Here is an 18,791-nt window from a genome sequence, read left to right as displayed (position 1 = left end):
CCTCCTCCTTAATCGAATTTCATGCGCGTGGCTTTCAGATTGACGATGGCCAGCGCGCCCACCAGCAGGAAGATCAGCGTGGCGATAGCCGCGGCAAGACCGAAGTCCTGGCCGCCGCCGCCTTCAAAGGCGATGCGGTAGGTGTAGCTCACCAGCAGGTCGGTATAGCCCGCCGGCGTGGTGGTGCCGATGCGATCCGGGCCGCCGTTGGTCAGCAGCTGAATCAGCACGAAGTTGTTAAAGTTAAAGGCAAAGCTTGCGATCATCAGCGGCGTCAGGGGCTTTATCAGCAGCGGGAAGGTGATGCGGAAAAAGTTCTGCAACGGCCCGGCGCCATCCATTGCCGAGGCTTCATAGAGATCGTCCGGGATCGCTTTTAGCAGGCCCATGCAGAGGATCATCATATAGGGGTAGCCGAGCCAGGTGTTGACGATCACTACCATCGCGCGGGCGGTGTTCGGATCGCTAAACCATGCCGGTTTAATGCCGAACAGCGCGCTCAACATCATGTTGATCTCACCAAAGCTCTGGTTGAACAGCCCTTTAAAGATCAGGATCGAGATAAACGACGGCACGGCGTAAGGCAGGATCAGCAGCAGGCGATAGACCGCCTTACCTTTTAACGACTCCCACTGCACGACGCAGGCCAATACCATACCGACCGCCACCGTCAGCACCACGGTGAGGAGGGAGAAGATTACCGTCCAGATAAAAATCTCGATAAACGGTTTTTGAATTCCTTCATCGGTAAAGACGCGGGTGAAGTTATCCCAGCCGATGGTGACCGTATAACCGGGGCTTAGCTTCTCACTGCCCCAGCTTCCGTCAGCGTTAAGCGCCTGGTAGAAACCGATCTGGTTGTTGGGGCGATATTTGATGCCGCTCTGGTTATTGAGCAGCGTGCCGTCCGGCTCAACCTGATAGAGCGGGCGGGTGCCGGAGAACTGGCGCAGCGAACTCATCGCCACTTTGCTCTCATCCGGCAGGATCGCGGTGAGCTGGTTCAGCCCCTGGCGGTTCTGCGTAATCACACGCAGGTTTGCGCGCTCGCCGGCTGGCAGCGCATCAACCTCTTTGACCTTTAGCTTCTGTTCGCCGCCGGGTTTAAAGGCGTCAGAAAGATAGTGTTTACCGCTCTCGCCATCCGTCAGCGCTAATTGCCACTTATCTCCGGCCGGATAGAGGCCAAAATTGTAGGCTTTGCCCGCCTGGTATGAGCGATCGAGCAGCACCTGCTGCGCGCGCTCCTGGGTGAGCTGGTTGGTACTGCTGTAGTTGGTAAAGGCGATGGCGATGGTGCAAATCAGCGGGAAGAGGACAAACAGCCCCATGCCCGCCAGGCCCGGATAGACATAGCGCCAGGCGTACGCTTTACGATTGGCAAAAATGTAGAGGCCTGCCGAACTCAGCACGAGCGTGGTGATGGCAAAAAGGTATTCCCCCTGGGCATACATCATGACGACAAGGTAAGCCACCAGCAGCCCGATCAAGGCGATGGCGGCCCATGCAACCTGCGAGCTTTGCCACCAGTGGCGTTTTCTTACAACATCCATGGGAGTGTCCTCTCTACACGCCCCTCTTCACGCCGCTTCGTTGTTGGCGAGGCAGCGTGAAATCGGGCATGTATACAGCCTGTCCAGTGCGCCCTGTCCTGAACGGAGCAGGGCCGTTACGTTCTTACTTGGTGATACGACCCTGCGCATCTTTCAGCGCCGCGTCGACGGTCTGGCGACCGGTCACGGCGTTGATCACCGCGGTACGGGTGGCGTACCAGAAGGCGGACATTTGCGGGATGTTCGGCATGATTTCGCCGGTTTGAGCGTTCTCCATGGTGGCGGCGATGCGCGGATCTTTCGCTAACTGATCCTGATAGGACTTCAGCGCTACCGCACCCAGCGGTTTGTCTTTATTCACTTCTGCCAGGCCTTCATCGGTCAGCAGGTAGTTTTCAAGGAACTCTTTCGCCAGCTCTTTGTTCGGGCTGGCGGCGTTAATGCCTGCGCTCAGCACGCCAACAAAGGTTTTTGACGGTTTACCGTTGAAGGTCGGCAGCTGCGCGACGCCGTAATTAATCTTGCTCTTGTCGATATTGGTCCACGCCCACGGCCCGTTGATGGTCATCGCCGTTTCGCCTTTGTTGAACGCGGCTTCGGCAATGGAGTAGTCGGTGTCGGCATTCATGTGCTTATCTTTGATCAGTTTCACCAGGAAGCTGAGACCGGCTTTCGCGCCCGCGTTATCCACACCGACATCTTTCACATCATATTTACCGTTTTCATACTTGAAGGCGTAACCGCCATCGGCGGCAATCAGCGGCCAGGTGAAGTAGGGCTCTTGCAGGTTGAACATCAGCGCGCTCTTGCCTTTCGCCTTCAGCGCTTTATCCAGCGCCGGGATCTCTTCCCAGGTTTTCGGCGGGTTCGGCACTAAATCTTTGTTATAAATCAGCGACAGGGATTCAACAGCAACCGGGTAGGCGATCAGCTTACCGTTGTAGCGCACCGCGTCCCAGGTGAAGGGAACCAGCTTCTCCTGGAAGGCTTTGTCCGGCGTCACTTCCGCCAGCAGACCAGATTGTGCGTAGCCACCGAAACGGTCATGCGCCCAGAAGATGATATCCGGGCCGTCGCCGGTCGCCGCAACCTGCGGGAACTTCTCTTCCAGCTTGTCCGGGTGTTCAACGGTCACTTTGATGCCGGTATCTTTCTCGAATTTTTTACCCACTTCGGCCAGGCCGTTGTAGCCTTTGTCGCCGTTGATCCAGATAACCAGCTTACCTTCTTCGATTTTAGCAAGGGCAGAGGCGGAGAACATCATCGTTGCCACTGCGGACAATGCGAGGATGCGTGCGCCTGTTTTGATTTTCATATATCCCGTCCTTTAGATGATGTGCTCATGGAACGCATAAGGTGGTTTGACGGAAGTAGTCTCCTTTTTTGGCAAGCGCTTCTCATCCTCCCCGCCCCTACGCCCCTGCGGTGATTTGTGTGATCTCTGTTACAGAGATTTTCTTTATGTGTCGCAGCGCACATAAAAATGCGCCGTTTTTTGCAAAGCCGGTCACGAAATTGCCCGCCGCCCGCTCACCGGGGGGGCAGAGCAGCGCGTCTCATCCTCCCATCTCCTCCCCCATAAAAAACGCGGGGGGTGGAGGATTCGCCATCAACATCGTTACGCCATAGTCAGGCCACTTTGAATGTATCCGTTGGTATCAGGTTGTAACGAAGGGAGATGGGGATGGCGAGCGTACAGCTGCGAAATGTCACGAAAGCCTGGGGCGATGTGGTGGTATCGAGAGATATCAGTCTGGACATTCACGAAGGTGAGTTCGTCGTGTTTGTCGGCCCGTCAGGCTGCGGTAAGTCAACGCTGCTGCGCATGATTGCCGGGCTGGAGACGATTACCAGCGGTGATCTGCTGATTGGCGATACCCGCATGAATGATGTGCCGCCCGCTGAGCGCGGTATCGGCATGGTGTTCCAGTCCTATGCGCTCTACCCGCACCTGTCGGTGGCGGACAATATGTCGTTCGGCCTTACGCTCGCGGGCGCGAAGAAAGATCTGATCAAATCGCGCGTCACGCAGGTCTCCGAAGTGCTGCAACTGGGGCACCTGCTGGAGCGTAAACCGAAGGCGCTCTCCGGCGGTCAGCGTCAGCGCGTGGCGATTGGCCGCACGCTGGTGGCCGAGCCGCGCGTTTTCCTGCTTGATGAACCCCTCTCCAACCTTGATGCCGCGCTGCGCGTGCAGATGCGTATTGAGATCTCCCGTCTGCATAAGCGCCTGCGCCGCACGATGATTTACGTCACTCACGATCAGGTCGAAGCGATGACGCTGGCCGACAAAATCGTGGTGCTGGACGCCGGGCGCGTGGCGCAGGTCGGCAAGCCGCTGGAGCTGTATCACTACCCGGCGGACCGCTTTGTTGCTGGTTTTATCGGCTCGCCGAAGATGAACTTCCTGCCGGTGAAAGTCACCGCCACGGCGATTGAGCAGGTGCAGGTTGAGCTGCCTAACCGCCAGCAGGTGTGGCTGCCGGTCGACAGCGCAAACGTGCAGGTCGGCGCCAATATGTCGCTCGGCATTCGCCCGGAGCATCTGCTGCCCAGCGATATCGCCGATGTCACGCTCTCCGGCACCGTTCAGGTGGTCGAACAGCTCGGTCATGAAACACAGATTCATATCCAGATCCCCGCAATACGTCAGAACCTGGTCTACCGCCAGAACGACGTGGTGCTGGTAGAAGAGGGTGCCACATTCGCCATCGGCTTACCGCCGGAGCGTTGCCATCTGTTCCGTGAAGATGGCACCGCCTGCCGCCGGTTGCATAAAGAACCTGGCGTTTAAGCTACCCCACAATGAGATTACACAAAGCCATTCGCATGATGTCGAGGCGGCAACGGCATGCACTTGTGAGCTTACAAAGGTAGGCGAACGGGTGAATACGGCAGCCAACAAAGCGTTAGCCGGACGGGGGCGTGTAAAAAAAGAAAAGCAAGCTCTCAGGAGATAGAACGATGATTACTCTGCGCAAAGTTCCTCTGGCAATCGCCATAACGGCAGGCATTTTGTCTGCTCAGGCGGGCGCTGTTGATTTCAAAGGTTATGCTCGTTCCGGCATTGGCTGGACCGGCAGCGGCGGTGAGCAGCAGTGCTTCCAGGCCACCGGTGCGGATGCAAAATACCGTCTCGGTAACGAATGCGAAACCTACGCTGAAATTAAATTAGGTCAGGAAGTGTGGAAAGACGCTGATAAAAGCTTCTATTTCGACTCCAACATCGCCTATAAAACGGCTCAGTTGAATGACTGGGAAAACAGCAACACCCCAGCTGTGCGTGAATTTAACGTCGTGGGTAAAAACCTGATTGACGCGCTGCCGGGTGCCAATATGTGGGCCGGTAAACGTTTCTATCAGCGCCACGATGTACACATGATCGACTTCTACTACTGGGATATCTCCGGCCCGGGTGCAGGCCTTGAAAATATTGACGTCGGCATCGGTAAACTCTCTCTGGCAGCAACCCGCTCCTCTGAATCCGGCGGCTCTTCAGCCTTCGGCGATCGTGATACGACCACTGGCCTCAGAACCTATAACAAAGTGGTTCCTAACGATGTATTTGATGTACGTTTGGCCGGTCTGGAAACCAACCCGGATGGCGTGCTGGAACTGGGCGTGGATTATGGCCATACCAACATTCCGGACAACTACTACCTCGAGCCGGGTGCGTCGAAAGATGGCTGGATGTTCACCGCAGAACATACCCAGAGCATGCTGAAGGGCTACAACAAGTTCGTGGTGCAATACGCCACCAACGCAATGATTTCTCAAGGTAAGGGCGTGCCGCGCGGCGGCTCGGTGGATAATGACGGGCATCTGATTCGTGTCCTGGATCACGGCGCAGTTAACCTCGCCGAGAAGTGGGATCTGATGTACGTCGGTATGTATCAGGATACCGATCGCGATAACAACCGCGGCAACACCTGGTACACCGTGGGCGTGCGTCCGATGTACAAATGGACGCCGATCATGAGCACCCTGATGGAAGTGGGCTACGACAATGTGAAGTCTCAGGAAACGGGCGATCGCAACAGCCAGTACAAAATTACCCTCGCGCAACAGTGGCAGGCAGGCGACAGCATCTGGTCTCGCCCGGCTATTCGTGTCTTCGCCACCTACGCCAAGTGGGATGAAAAATGGGGCTACATCAAAACCGATCCTGATGGCAACGTCTCTTCATTTGCTGCAAGCAATGGCACCGTGACGCCGTTTGGCACCTCCAGCCGTGGTGACAACGACGAGTGGACCTTCGGTGCGCAGATGGAAATCTGGTGGTAATCGAGACTTACCCGCTGTAATGCATGAAAAGAGGGGCGCAAGCCCCTCAATTTTAGGTGAAGCGCGCTATTGCCTGGCTACCGCTCACAACGAAATTAAGGTGATAACAATGAAAATGAAAAAGAGTCTTCTCGCATTGTGCCTCACAGCTGGCCTGCTGGCTGCGCCCATAACCAGCTTCGCGGCGATTAACATCGTGCCGCAGGATCTCTCCGCCGCGCCTGCTATTCCTGCCTCCGCGCTTCAGCAACTACAGTGGACGCCGGTAAATGCCTCACAAACCGTGACTAACGACATCTCTGTCGCCGGACAGCGTCTGAATGTCAGCGGCATCAGCGGCCCGGTGATGGCCTACAGCGTGCCGGCCAATATCGGCGAACTGAATATTACGTTAAGCAGCAAAGTCAAAGATGAAAGCGTCTTCGCGCCGAACGTGCTGGTGCTGGATCAGAATCTGTCGCCAGCAGCCTTTTTCCCCTCCAGCTTCTTTGCCTACCAGGAGCCGGGCGTGATGTCCGATAATCGCCTGGAAGGCACCATGAAACTGACGCCTGCGCTGGGTCAGCAAAAGCTCTACCTATTAGTGTTCACCACGGAAAAAGATCTGCGGCAGACCACGCAAATGGTTGACCCGGCGAAAGCCTTCGCCAAAGGAAACGGTAACGCGGTGCCGGATATTCCGGATCCGATTGCCCGCCATGCCACCAGCGGCACACTGGCGCTGAAAGCCAGCACCTCGTCCGCGTCCAGCATCCTGGTTGGCCCACTGTTTGGCTCCTCAGCACCGAGCGCGGTCACGGTCGGAAACACCGCCGCACCGGTTTATAACACGCAGCCTGCACCAGCACCGGTTGCAGCACCTGCGCCTGCTCCGGCACCTGCCGCGAAAAGCGAGCCGATGCTGAATGATACCGAGAGCTACTTTAACCGGGCCATCAAACAGGCGGCTGAGAAGGGTGATATCGATAAGGCCCTGAAATTATTGAATGAAGCAGAGCGTCTCGGGTCGAAAACTGCCCGTGCCACTTTTATCAGCAGTGTAAAAGGCAAGGGGTAACCTCTCCCCACGTTGTTGATACTTGCAGTAACTGGTGCGTCGCCAGACGCACCTTTTTTTCCTCCGTGCGGGTGCGCTGTTGCGCAACTGTTGCACGGATGAAAACGAATAAAGTTTCCCGCCACTCGCCAATCGGTTCTGCGATACACTACGGCAATGTTATGTACCGGAGAGTAAGGCATGTCACATCCTGCGCTTACGCAATTGCGTGCGCTTCGCTACCTGGACGCCATCCCCGCGCTGGAACCGCAACTGCTTGAGTGGCTGTTGCTGGAAGATTCCATGACCCAACGTTTTGAACAACAGGGCAAAAAGGTCACGGTTACGCTGATCCGCGAGGGGTTTGTCACGCCTGATGAGATCGCCGAAGAGCGCGATCACCTGCCCGATGAGGCTCGTTACTGGCTGCGGGAAATCCTGCTCTGCGCCGACGGCGAGCCCTGGCTTGCCGGTCGTACCGTGGTGCCGGAGTCAACCCTGAGCGGTCCGGAACTGGCGCTGCAAAAGCTGGGGAAGACGCCGCTGGGGCGATATCTTTTCACCTCTTCTACACTTACGCGTGACTTTATTGATATTGGACGCCACGAGCAGTTATGGGGGCGGCGCTCCCGCCTGCGTCTCGGCGGCAAGCCGCTGATGTTAACCGAACTGTTTCTGCCCGCGTCGCCGCTGTACTAAGAGGAATTGAAAATGGAGTGGAGTCTCACGCCAACTAAACTGTTGGCCTTTCATCGGCTAATGCGTACGGACAAACCGATTGGTGCGCTGTTACTGCTGTGGCCGACGCTGTGGGCGCTGTGGGTGGCAACACCGGGCGTACCGCCGCTGTGGATTTTGTTAGTGTTTGTCGCCGGCGTCTGGCTGATGCGCGCGGCCGGCTGCGTGGTGAATGATTACGCGGATCGTAAATTTGACGGGCACGTGAAGCGCACAGCTAACCGTCCCCTGCCGAGCGGCGCGGTGACGGAGAATGAGGCACGCGGGCTGTTTCTCATCCTTGTGCTGCTGGCTTTTGCGCTGGTGCTTACCCTCAATCTGATGACTATCCTGCTTTCGGTCGCGGCGCTGGGCCTGGCCTGGATCTACCCGTTTATGAAACGCTACACGCATCTGCCGCAGGTGGTGCTGGGTGCGGCCTTTGGCTGGTCGATACCGATGGCGTTTGCCGCTGTCAGCGAGTCGGTGCCGCTGAGCTGCTGGATTATGTTCTTCGCCAACATCCTGTGGGCAGTAGCCTATGACACTGAATATGCGATGGTCGATCGTGACGATGATGTGAAGATTGGCATCAAGTCGACGGCGATCCTCTTTGGACGTCACGACAAGCTGATTATCGGCATTTTGCAGGTGATGGTGATGGCGATGATGGCGGCAGTTGGCTGGCTGAACGGGCTTGGGGGGATCTACTACGCTACCGTGCTGATTGCCGGGGCGCTGTTTGTCTATCAGCAGGTATTGATTGCAGGCCGCGAGCGTGATGCCTGTTTTAAAGCCTTTCTGAACAATAACTACGTTGGCCTGGTGCTGTTTCTGGGGCTGGCGGTGAGTTATCTGCACATATAGCGTGGGGGGCGGGTTTACGCGGCTCGTGCGCGAAGTTGCCGGATGGCGGCTGCGCCTTATCCGGCCTACAGGTTCGGTGCCCCTGAAACTGTAGGCCGGATAAGCGTTAGCGCCATCCGGCAATGAGTATACAGTTCAGCATTACCACCCAGGCCGGATAAGCGTTTACGCGCCATCCGGCAATGAGCATACAGTTCAGCATTACCGGGCAGGCCGGATAAGCATTTATACGCCATCCGGCACTTCCATTACTCCGCTTGCGTCGCGCTCTCAATCGTTAAACGCACATCGGACGTCATCAGCTCTGCCAGCATCTGGTAAACGCCAAGCGTGCGCGCCGGATCGGCGTCGCCGGTATCGCTGATATAGCCCTCATCGCGCAGCGTCAGCACCAGCGTGCTGAAGACCGCTTTATCGAAGAACTCCGGCGCATTGATGCCGTGCAGTACCGACAGGCGCTGCGCCAGCGTACGGCTCTCTTTCTCCAGCGTACTGCGGTTCATCGTCGGGTTGGCGCTCAGCAGCCAGAAGGTGATGGCATAACGCTGCAGCGTCTCGCGCGCGCCTGCGGCCAGCAGTTGCAGGGTGCGTGAGTGAGCCGGATTGACGTTAAGAAGATCCTCTTTCAGGGTAATCAGCCCCTGGCGCACCAACTCCTGAATCAGATTATCCAGCACCCCGGCCAGCTCTGCGTTTTCCCAGCGCAGGAACAGCTCGGCTTTAAGCATTGGGTAGAGCAATTCCACATGACGCAGAATTTCGCCGCGAGAGATGGCGCGATGCTGGATCACAATCGCCGCGATCAGCGACGGCAGCATCAGCATGTGCGCAATGTTGTTGCGGTAATAGGTCATCAGCACCGCCTGCTCGCGCGGCAGGATGATGATATCGCCAATGGTGTCCTTCTCGACCTCAAACTTGTTCATCTGCAGCGCATGAGCAATAAGCTCGGCGGCGCTGGCGGACGGCGTGGTAGAGTCCGGCGAGTAGGGCACATTGCGCATCAGCTCAAGGTAGCAGTTGAGCTGCTCGGTCAACTGCTCGCGCGTCAACGAGCGCTGGCGCGAAGCCAGCAACGCCGTACAGCAGAGGTTCATGGCGTTTGCCGCTCCGGCGTTATTGATGCGCACCATCAGATCGGCAGCGATGCTGTTAACCGTCGGGGTCAGCCATGCCGGACGGATTGCTTCAATCGGGTCGATGGATTCACGCCACTCCGGCACATGGTGGTTCAGGTAGTTCATCAGCGGGATCGGCTCGCCGAAGTTCACATAGCCCTGACCAAGGTTACGCAGCTTGCTGAGGCCGCGCAGCATCTGCAGCAGGCTCTCTTTCTCTTTCGTCGCGCCGCGCAGCTCTTTGGCGTAGGTGCCGACCTCCATCACATGCTCGTAGCCGATATAGATTGGCACCAGCGTGATCGGGCGCGTGCCGCCGCGCAGCATCGCCTGAATGGTCATCGACAGGGTACCGGTTTTCGGATCGAGCAGGCGCCCGGTACGCGAGCGACCACCTTCAACAAAATACTCCACCGAATAACCGCGGCTGAACAGCTCGCCCAGGTATTCACGGAACACCGTCGAGTAGAGCTTGTTGCCTTTGAAGGTACGGCGAATAAAGAAGGCGCCAAGACGGCGGAAAATCGGACCGGCGGGCCAGAAGTTGAGGTTGATCCCGGCCGCAATATGCGGCGGCACCAGACCCTGGTGGTAAAGCACATAGGAGAGCAGCAGGTAGTCCATGTGGCTGCGGTGGCAGGGGACATAGACAATTTCATGCCCTTCGTGCGCCAGCTGGCGTACGCGCTCGGCGTTGTGCACGTTGATCCCCTGATAGAGCCGGTTCCACGTAAAGCCGAGGATGCGGTCCGTCAGGCGAATCATCTCGTAAGAGAAGTTAGCGGCGATCTCTTCCATCAGCGCGATAGCATTTTGCTGTGCCTTATCGTGGGAGATCTTTTTGCTGCGCGCTTCATCTTCCACCGCGCGGGCAATCGCTTTCGACGACAGCAGCTTATTGAAGAGATCCTGGCGCGCCGGCAGACGGGGGCCAACGGCGGCCAGACGCTGACGGGCGAAGTGCATCCGCGCCACGCGGGCCAGTTTCTGCGCGATGATCTTATCCGTGCCGTGTTCGGTCGCCATGCGGCGCAGCGAAACCGGCGGGGAGAAACGCACAAAGCTGTCGCGGCCAAGCCACGAAACAGCGAAAAACTTTTGAATACCGTTGAGCATGCGCAACGGCGGGTTGACCTCACCCTTTTCGCGGCCTGGTGAACGGCCAAACATTACCGAGACCGGCACCATCTGCACATCCAGATCGGGATGGCTGCGGTGTAAATCCAGGTAGTCGTGAAACAGTTTGATAGACTCTTCTTTGGGCGTGTAATAAGTGAATACGCGCGGGCCGCCGTGAATAAACACGTAGCGTGGCAGCAGTGCGCCATCGATCTCCAGCGGTTCGAGGGGATCGGGTAATTCATGCGCCAGGCACTGCTCGCGCAAGGTCATTAAGTCTGCCTTTGAGTTATAAGGCAGCACGTACATAATAGGTCGTGATGTGTCGAGCCCCAGTTCCTGTGCAGGTTCTGCGGGGATCGATTTACTTTTTACCAGCACGCTTAATGGTAAGTTCAGTAATTTGTAGTAAATTCGTGGCCAGCCGGACATAAAGGGTGTAAAGCCTCTGGTTATTAATAGTGCCATTGCGCCGCAAGAATATCAGAAAGCACGCATAATTTCTGGGGTACCGCTGTGTGTACCACTACTCATTGACGCTTAATAGTTAAAAAGGTTCTTTTCATGGCAAATAATACCACCGGTTTTACCCGGATCATTAAAGCCGCAGGATATTCGTGGAAAGGCGTACGCGCAGCCTGGATCAATGAAGCTGCTTTTCGCCAGGAGGGCGTAGCCGTCGTTCTGGCTATTATTATTGCTGCATTTTTAGATATTGACGTCATTACTCGCGTCCTGCTTATTGGCTCGGTCACGCTGGTGATGATTGTCGAAATCCTCAATAGCGCTATCGAAGCGGTGGTAGACCGTATTGGGCCTGAGTTCCATGAGCTTTCCGGCCGGGCAAAAGATATGGGCTCGGCCGCGGTGCTGATGACAATCTTACTGGCGCTCTTTACCTGGATCTCGCTTCTTTGGTCACATTTTCGATAGCGTTTCCATAATTCAATAACACTCTGGATTTTTGCTTAAATGTGGTTTCAAAATCGCCGTTGACTGTATATACTCACAGCATAACTGTATATACACCCAGGGGGCGGGATGAAAGCATTAACGGCCAGGCAGCAAGAGGTGTTCGATCTGATTCGCGATCGCATCACCCAAACCGGTATGCCACCGACGCGTGCGGAAATCGCACAGCAATTGGGGTTCCGTTCCCCAAATGCAGCCGAAGAACACCTTAAAGCGCTGGCGCGCAAAGGGGTAATCGAAATCGTATCTGGCGCATCGCGCGGTCTCCGCCTGCTGCTGGAAGAAGAGAACGATGTGGGTCTGCCGCTGATTGGTCGTGTCGCTGCGGGTGAGCCGCTACTGGCGCAGCAGCATATCGAAAGCCACTACCAGGTCGATCCTAATCTCTTCAAACCACATGCGGACTTCCTGCTGCGCGTTAGCGGGATGTCGATGAAAGATATCGGTATTATGGACGGCGATCTGCTGGCGGTGCATAAAACCCAGGATGCGCGTAACGGCCAGGTCATTGTTGCCCGTATCGAAGATGAAGTGACGGTGAAGCGCCTGAAAAAACAGGGCAACACCGTTGAACTGCTGGCGGAAAACAGCGATTTCTCCCCGATTGTGGTCGATCTGCGCAAACAGAACTTCACCATTGAAGGGCTGGCGGTAGGCGTCATTCGTAACGGTGAATGGCTGTAACGCCTCTTTTCTCTGCTGTGGCGCCCCGTTGTGCGCCGCAGCACCATGCTTCTCCTCTTTAATGACGCTTACGCTATGCCGCTGTTAACCGCATCCGACAAAGCTTTGTGGCGGCTTGCGCTGCCGATGATTTTATCGAATATCACCGTGCCGCTACTGGGCTTAGTTGATACGGCGGTGATAGGTCATCTGGATAGCCCCATCTACCTCGGCGGTGTGGCGATTGGCGCAACGGCAACCAGCTTCCTCTTTATGCTGCTGCTGTTTCTGCGTATGAGCACCACCGGGCTTACCGCCCAGGCATTCGGTGCAAAAAATCCCTCCGCACTGTCACGTGCTCTGGTACAACCGCTGCTGCTGGCGCTCGGCGCAGGTGTTGTTATCGCGCTGTTACGCACGCCGCTTATCGATCTGGCGCTGCATATTACCGGGGGTAGCGAGGCGGTGCTGGAGCAGGCGCGACGCTTTCTGGCGATCCGCTGGCTTAGCGCGCCAGCCTCGCTGGGTAATATGGTGCTGCTTGGCTGGCTGCTCGGGGTGCAGTATGCCCGCGCGCCGGTGATACTGCTGGTGGTCGGCAACCTCTTCAATATCGTCCTCGATCTCTGGCTGGTGATGGTCCTGCAGATGAATGTGCAGGGTGCCGCGCTCGCCACAGTAATCGCGGAATACGTCACTTTCTTTATCGGCCTGCTGATGGTGTGGCAAGTTTTACGCCGGCAGGCTATCCCGCTCTCAATGCTGAAATCTGCCTGGCGCGGCGGCGTTCGTCGCTTGCTGGCGCTCAACCGCGATATCATGCTGCGCTCGCTGCTGCTGCAACTCTGTTTCGGCTCTATCACCGTGCTGGGTGCGCGTCTGGGCAGCGAAACGGTTGCCGCCAACGCAGTGCTGATGATGTTCCTCACCTTTACCGCCTATGCGCTGGACGGCTTTGCCTATGCCGTTGAAGCGCACTCCGGTCAGGCTTACGGCGCGCGCGACGGCAGTCAGTTACTCCATGTCTGGCGCGCGGCGTGTCGACAGGCCGGGCTTGTAGCCCTCGCGTTTGCCCTTGTCTACGCGCTGGCGGGCAGCACGATTATCGCGCTATTGACCTCCATTCCTGAGTTGCAGGCTGTTGCCGGGCACTATCTTATCTGGCAGGTGGTGCTGCCGCTGGTGGGGGTATGGTGCTATTTGCTCGACGGCATGTTTGTGGGTGCGACGCGCGCGGCTGAAATGCGTAACAGTATGGCGATTGCCGCTGCCGGATTTGGACTGACCCTGATAACGGTGCCGTGGTTGGGTAACCATGGTTTATGGCTCTCGCTGGCGGTTTTCCTTGCGCTGCGCGGCGTCACGCTGGCGCTGATCTGGCGTCATCACTGGCGCAACGGCAGCTGGTTCGCCAATGCCGACAGTGCATGAGTATCTGCGGCTTCGTCTGGCGTGTATGGTTAAAGATTCCGAATAACAAACCGAACGCCGAATCCTTATCTACAATGATTAATACGTTCAGTACACAAGAACGTCATTTTAACCGAACGATAAGGAGTCATTTATGAACAAAGACGAAGTCGGCGGTAACTGGAAACAGTTTAAAGGTACTGTTAAAGAGAAATGGGGCAAATTGACCGATGACGATATGACCGTTATCGAAGGTAAACGTGACCAGCTGGTAGGTAAAATCCAGGAGCGTTACGGTTACGCGAAAGACGAAGCGGAGAAGGAAGTTACGGATTGGGAAACGCGTAACGAATACCGCTGGTAGCCTACACTTCCCCCTCAAGTGTATTAACCCTCACAGGCTACCCTGCCCGTAGGTACAAGGATGTACCTCCCTAATAATCCCTTCCTGTTTCATTTCATGTCTTATCTACATTGGCTGCGCTTGCTCACATGGGTCACATACTTGTGTATGCTCCCCATGATTCCCGCACTTGCCGCCTTGCTAAAACGTGAAATCTTTTGGGATTACCTTCAGAAACAGAAACAGAAACAGAAACAGAAACAAAAGCAGAAATCCTTAACGTGGTTTTTTCTTCACCTGCAGGCTGTGATCGTGCTGGCAATGGTCGTGATGACGGCAGGCTTCAACTTCCACGCAGGCCGCGCATAAGCCATGGGCTTCAATCACGTTATGGCGCAGGGCAAAGCCCATCTTCGCCGCCAGCGCATGCATGATATCTTCCACTCCTTCCGCCTGCTCCTCTTTAACCGCGCCACAGCGGTCGCAAATAAACATGGCTGAGGTGTGCGTCGGCTGATCAAAGAGATGACACAGCACGTAGCTGTTCGTGGACTCCACCTTATGCACAAAACCCTGCTCCAGCAGAAAATCGAGCGCACGATAAACCGTAGGCGGCTTCGCCTGGGGTTCGCTCTCCCGCAGCAGGTCGAGCAGGTCATAAGCGCTGATGGCGCTCTTTTGCAGGCTCAGCAAACGTAAAACTTCCAGACGCTGTGGAGTCAGGCGCACGTTGCGCTGCGCGCACAGCTTTTCAGCCTGCACTAACATCTCTTGCGAAGTGGTCTTATCCATAGGCGTTCTCGGGTTGGTGAAAAGGTGAAGGTTGACACTTTACCATGTCCTGCCTGAAACGCCGAGACCGCCAACTTTAAAGACACTTTCGGAACTTTCCTTCCCGAAATGATTTTCCTCTTCTATAAATAGTGAGTGCCATCACTATAAATATGAACCGGCCGCCATTGAGCGTTCGGAAGAGATAGTGCCTTTTTCTACTGTTATTCACAGCAATATAACTTCCTGTTTGTGCGCAAACTAACAGGCTTAAATACTCATCTGGCTACGAGAACATACTGTGAAAATAAATGCGAAACTTTCGGTGGTCGCCATTGCTGTCTCCTTTTTTATGGCAAATCAGGCGGGAGCAGCCAATACATGGGCAGAGGCGCGTAACGATGCAATGGGTGGTACGGGCGTCGCATCAGCAAATTATGGCAGTGGAGCATTAATCAACCCGGCGTTGCTGGCGAAAGGCCAGCCGGAAGATGATGTCACCGTGATCCTGCCAAGCGTACAAGCACAAATTTCAGATAAGGATAATCTGCGCGACGAAATAGACTATATCAATGACAAAGTCGATCAATATAAAGATGTTGTCGATAATCTGACGGCGATCGACATTATTACCGACCCGTTTGGCACCATCGATCAGTTCCAGAACGCGGCCAAAGATTTGGGTGACGAACTGGTTAAACTGCGTGGTAAAACCGCGCAAGCAAAAGCGGCAGCCGGTATTGCGGTCAGCATCCCTAACGATGTGCTCTCTGCGGCTTTCGTTACCAAAGCCTACGCCCACGCGCGCGTAAGCTCCAATATCGATCAGCAGGACATTGATTACCTGCGCAGCATTCAGAACAGCGATGCCGTTGCGGTGCGTGAAGCACTGGGCGCGGCGCTGTCGCCAAACGGCAGCGATGAGATTACCCGTAACCTGAACTCCACCGCTTCCGGGCGCGGCGCGATTGTTACCGACTTTGGCGTGGCGCTGGCACACCAGTTTGACGCGGGCGGCATTCCGCTCTCCGTTGGCGTAACGCCGAAGCTGCAAAAAGTGTGGGTCTACAACTACACGGCGTCGATTTATGACTACGACAGCAGTGACTGGAATAGCAGCCGCTATCGCCGCGATGACACCGGCTTTAACGTTGACGTTGGTCTCGCCGCTGACCTGAATGAAAACGTGACGCTCGGCTTGACCGGCCAGAACCTGATCTCGCGTAATATCGACACCCAGGATGCCATTATCCGCAACGGCAGAACGGGCGAAGTGCGCAACTACAAAGATACCTACCAGATTAGCCCGATCGTCACCGCCGGTGCCGCCTGGCATAACGATCTGGTCACCCTGAGCGCCGATGGTGATTTAACCGAGACTAAAGGCTTTAAGAGCGAGAAAAACTCGCAATATGTTGGCGTCGGGGCGGAAGTGCGTCCACTTAACTGGCTGGCAGTACGCGCTGGTTACCGCGCTGATGTGAAAGGCGATGACAAAGATGTCTTTACCGCCGGTGTTGGCTTCTCGCCGTTCAACCGCGTTCACCTCGATCTGATGGGGCTGGTGGGTGAAGATGAAACCTGGGGTGCCGGCGCGCAGCTTAGCCTGACATTCTAAGGATTAACCGGAGGCGCTGCGCCTCCGGTTTTGCCTGTGCTATAGTAGCGCCCCTTTTTCTTTTGATGTTCAAATAATCGCCATGCTGCCAGAAAAACCGTCCACACTCTTTCCCGCTCATCGTTTCTCCATTGCCCCGATGCTCGACTGGACGGACAGGCACTGCCGTTACTTCCTGCGCCTGCTGTCGCGCCACACGCTGCTCTATACCGAGATGGTAACGACCGGCGCGATTATTCATGGCAAAGGTGATTATCTGGCGTACAGCGAAGAGGAGCATCCGGTGGCGTTGCAGCTTGGTGGCAGCGATCCGGCGCAGCTGGCTCACTGTGCGAAGCTTGCCGAAGCGCGCGGCTATGACGAAATCAACCTTAACGTCGGTTGCCCCTCTGACCGCGTACAGAATGGCCGTTTCGGCGCCTGCCTGATGGGCGAAGCGCAGCTGGTCGCAGACTGCATTAAAGCGATGCGCGATGTTGTCTCCATTCCGGTCACGGTCAAAACCCGTATCGGCATTGATGAGCAGGACAGCTATGAATTTCTCTGCGACTTTATTGGCACCGTAGCCGGTAAAGGCGAGTGTGAAAGCTTCACTATCCACGCCCGCAAAGCCTGGCTTTCGGGCCTCAGCCCGAAAGAGAACCGCGAAATTCCGCCGCTTGATTACCCACGCGTCTATCAGCTGAAACGTGATTTCCCGCACCTGATCATGGCGATCAACGGCGGCATCAAATCACTGGATGAGGCAAAAGCGCATCTCGAACATATGGATGGCGTAATGGTCGGGCGCGAAGCCTACCAGAACCCGGGCATCCTCGCGTCGGTGGACAGAGAGATTTTCGGCGTCAATACGCCAGATGCCGACCCGGTAGCGGTGGTGCGCGCGATGTACCCCTATATTGAGCGTGAACTGAGCCAGGGGGCGTATCTCGGCCACATCACACGTCACATGCTGGGTCTCTTCCAGGGCGTGCCGGGCGCGCGCCAGTGGCGGCGTTACCTGAGTGAAAACGCCCATAAAGCGGGCGCGGATATCAATGTGGTGGAGCACGCCCTCAATCTGGTGGCATCGAAACGTTAAGGTGTGCAGATTTCTTGCGCAATCCTGGGATCGGTTAGCGAAGGAGTGAGCGCTTCGTCACATCCTTGAAACATTCCCGCCGCCATTCCGGTGAAGCAAATAGGATTTAGCGCGTAAATCTGTCACTATCCCGGCGTAACGAATTCATCGCGCTGTGCCCTACAATACAGCCGAACTAAAAAAGAAAGGGCTTCCTGCGGGAAGCCCTAATTCTTTCTGCATACTCTCTTACGGAATCAGCAGGCTCGATCCCTGGGTTGCCCGGCTCTCCAGCGCTTCATGGGCGCGCTGCGCATCGGCAAGCGTAAACTTCTGGCTCTCAGCAACTTCTACTTTAATCACGCCGCTGGCAATCAGTGAGAAGAGCTCATTGCTCGCCTCCTGCAACTCTTCGCGCGTGGTGATGTAGCCGTTCAGCGAAGGGCGGGTGGCATAGAGCGATCCCTTCTGATTGAGGATGCCCAGATTGACGCCGGTAACTGGCCCGGAGGAGTTACCAAAACTGACCATCAAGCCGCGGCGGCGCAGGCAGTCGAGGGAAGTTTCCCAGGTGTCTTTACCAACGGAGTCATACACCACGCTCACTTTTTTACCGCCGGTCAGCTCTTTCACCCGCTCAACCACGCTCTCTTCGCTGTAGTTAATCACCTGCCAGGCACCTGCCTGCTGGGCGCGCTGCGCTTTTTGCGCCGAGCCAACCGTGCCAATCAGCTTCGCGCCGAGGGCTTTTGCCCACTGGCAGGCAATCAGGCCAACGCCACCCGCCGCCGCGTGAAACAGGAACATCTCATTGGGTTTCACTTCATAGGTTTTGCGCAGCAGATAGAAGACGGTCAGCCCTTTGAGGAAGGAGGCGGCGGCTTGTTCAAAGGAGATGGCGTTGGGCAGGACGGCGACTTTATCGGCAGGCACGTTATGCACGGAACTGTACGCACCCAGCCCCGACTGGGCGTAGACCACGCGGTCGCCAACCTGCACATCCGTGACGCCTGTGCCCACTTTGCTGACTACCCCAGCGGCTTCGGTTCCCAGCCCGCTTGGCAAGCCCGGCGGCGGATAGAGACCGCTGCGGATGTAGGTGTCGATATAGTTAACGCCAATGGCTTTATTGTCGACTTGCACCTCATTTTCTGCCGGATCGACGGGCGTAAATTCCACCGCTTTTAAGACTTCAGGGCCGCCGTGCTGTTGAAACTCAATTCTTGTCGCCATGCTTCCTCCTGATCTGTGATAATCTCT

At 56.1% G+C, this 18,791-nt stretch carries 16 protein-coding genes; 11 read left to right on the top strand and 5 right to left on the bottom strand.

The genetic code is table 11. From position 1 onward, the window contains the following. Positions 1–8 precede the first annotated feature (8 nt). Together malF and malE are read right to left on the bottom strand one after the other, a co-directional pair. Positions 9–1,553, bottom strand: coding sequence for a maltose ABC transporter permease MalF (gene malF / locus PU683_RS19145; protein ID WP_277174129.1), 1,545 nt, complete (start codon positions 1,551–1,553; stop codon positions 9–11). Between the two features lie 124 nt (positions 1,554–1,677). After that, positions 1,678–2,868 (bottom strand): maltose/maltodextrin ABC transporter substrate-binding protein MalE, encoded by a 1,191-nt coding sequence (gene malE / locus PU683_RS19140; protein ID WP_277174128.1) that lies wholly within the window; start codon positions 2,866–2,868, stop codon positions 1,678–1,680. Between the two features lie 369 nt (positions 2,869–3,237). Between malE and malK the strand changes: the two genes are divergently transcribed. The 5 genes from malK (at position 3,238) to ubiA (ending at position 8,457) form a co-directional block, all read left to right on the top strand. Next, complete coding sequence (malK, locus tag PU683_RS19135; protein WP_023478364.1) at positions 3,238–4,347, top strand: maltose/maltodextrin ABC transporter ATP-binding protein MalK; 1,110 nt, start codon at positions 3,238–3,240, stop codon at positions 4,345–4,347. A gap of 170 nt (positions 4,348–4,517) precedes the next feature. Then, positions 4,518–5,837, top strand: a complete 1,320-nt coding sequence (locus PU683_RS19130; RefSeq protein ID WP_277174127.1) for a maltoporin — start codon at positions 4,518–4,520, stop codon at positions 5,835–5,837. A 109-nt stretch (positions 5,838–5,946) separates the two neighbouring features. Next, entirely contained in the window at positions 5,947–6,894 is a 948-nt protein-coding gene (gene malM, locus PU683_RS19125) for a maltose operon protein MalM (protein WP_277174126.1), read from the top strand. Between the two features lie 180 nt (positions 6,895–7,074). Continuing rightward, entirely contained in the window at positions 7,075–7,572 is a 498-nt protein-coding gene (gene ubiC / locus PU683_RS19120) for a chorismate lyase (RefSeq protein WP_277174125.1), read from the top strand. Positions 7,573–7,584: 12 nt separating this feature from the next. Then, positions 7,585–8,457: a 4-hydroxybenzoate octaprenyltransferase gene (gene ubiA / locus PU683_RS19115; protein ID WP_277174124.1), complete on the top strand. Its 873-nt coding sequence runs from the start codon at positions 7,585–7,587 to the stop codon at positions 8,455–8,457. Positions 8,458–8,705: 248 nt separating this feature from the next. Here ubiA and plsB read toward each other — a convergent pair whose 3' ends face one another. Beyond that, positions 8,706–11,126 (bottom strand): glycerol-3-phosphate 1-O-acyltransferase PlsB, encoded by a 2,421-nt coding sequence (plsB, locus tag PU683_RS19110; protein WP_277174123.1) that lies wholly within the window; start codon positions 11,124–11,126, stop codon positions 8,706–8,708. Between the two features lie 132 nt (positions 11,127–11,258). On the opposite strand from plsB, the gene PU683_RS19105 reads away from it, so the two are divergent. From PU683_RS19105 to PU683_RS19090, 4 genes are all read left to right on the top strand, one after another. Beyond that, complete coding sequence (locus PU683_RS19105; protein ID WP_023478516.1) at positions 11,259–11,627, top strand: diacylglycerol kinase; 369 nt, start codon at positions 11,259–11,261, stop codon at positions 11,625–11,627. Between the two features lie 108 nt (positions 11,628–11,735). After that, positions 11,736–12,350, top strand: coding sequence for a transcriptional repressor LexA (gene lexA, locus PU683_RS19100; protein WP_277174122.1), 615 nt, complete (start codon positions 11,736–11,738; stop codon positions 12,348–12,350). A gap of 75 nt (positions 12,351–12,425) precedes the next feature. Continuing rightward, positions 12,426–13,760, top strand: a complete 1,335-nt coding sequence (gene dinF / locus PU683_RS19095; protein ID WP_277174337.1) for an MATE family efflux transporter DinF — start codon at positions 12,426–12,428, stop codon at positions 13,758–13,760. A gap of 133 nt (positions 13,761–13,893) precedes the next feature. Then, positions 13,894–14,103, top strand: coding sequence for a CsbD family protein (locus PU683_RS19090; protein WP_023478538.1), 210 nt, complete (start codon positions 13,894–13,896; stop codon positions 14,101–14,103). 255 nt (positions 14,104–14,358) lie between these two features. On the opposite strand, the gene zur is transcribed toward PU683_RS19090, so the two are convergent. Then, the gene (gene zur / locus PU683_RS19085; protein ID WP_023478461.1) at positions 14,359–14,874 is read right to left on the bottom strand and encodes a zinc uptake transcriptional repressor Zur; all 516 of its coding nucleotides are present in this window, start codon (positions 14,872–14,874) and stop codon (positions 14,359–14,361) included. A gap of 331 nt (positions 14,875–15,205) precedes the next feature. On the opposite strand from zur, the gene PU683_RS19080 reads away from it, so the two are divergent. Beyond that, a complete protein-coding gene (locus tag PU683_RS19080; protein ID WP_431190969.1) occupies positions 15,206–16,471 on the top strand; it encodes a conjugal transfer protein TraF in 1,266 nt (421 codons plus the stop codon). A gap of 82 nt (positions 16,472–16,553) precedes the next feature. Beyond that, on the top strand, positions 16,554–17,552 hold the full coding sequence (gene dusA, locus PU683_RS19075) for a tRNA dihydrouridine(20/20a) synthase DusA (protein WP_277174120.1): 999 nt from the start codon (positions 16,554–16,556) through the stop codon (positions 17,550–17,552). Between the two features lie 228 nt (positions 17,553–17,780). Here the strand turns inward: dusA and PU683_RS19070 are convergent, their stop codons facing one another. Then, positions 17,781–18,764, bottom strand: a complete 984-nt coding sequence (locus tag PU683_RS19070) for a quinone oxidoreductase (RefSeq protein WP_277174119.1) — start codon at positions 18,762–18,764, stop codon at positions 17,781–17,783. Positions 18,765–18,791: the final 27 nt, after the last annotated feature.

It is taken from the genome of Candidatus Kosakonia sp. 282A-S69, from assembly GCF_029433855.1.
Taxonomy (GTDB): domain Bacteria; phylum Pseudomonadota; class Gammaproteobacteria; order Enterobacterales; family Enterobacteriaceae; genus Kosakonia; species Kosakonia cowanii_A.
This window is presented reverse-complemented; position numbering and strand designations above follow the sequence as displayed.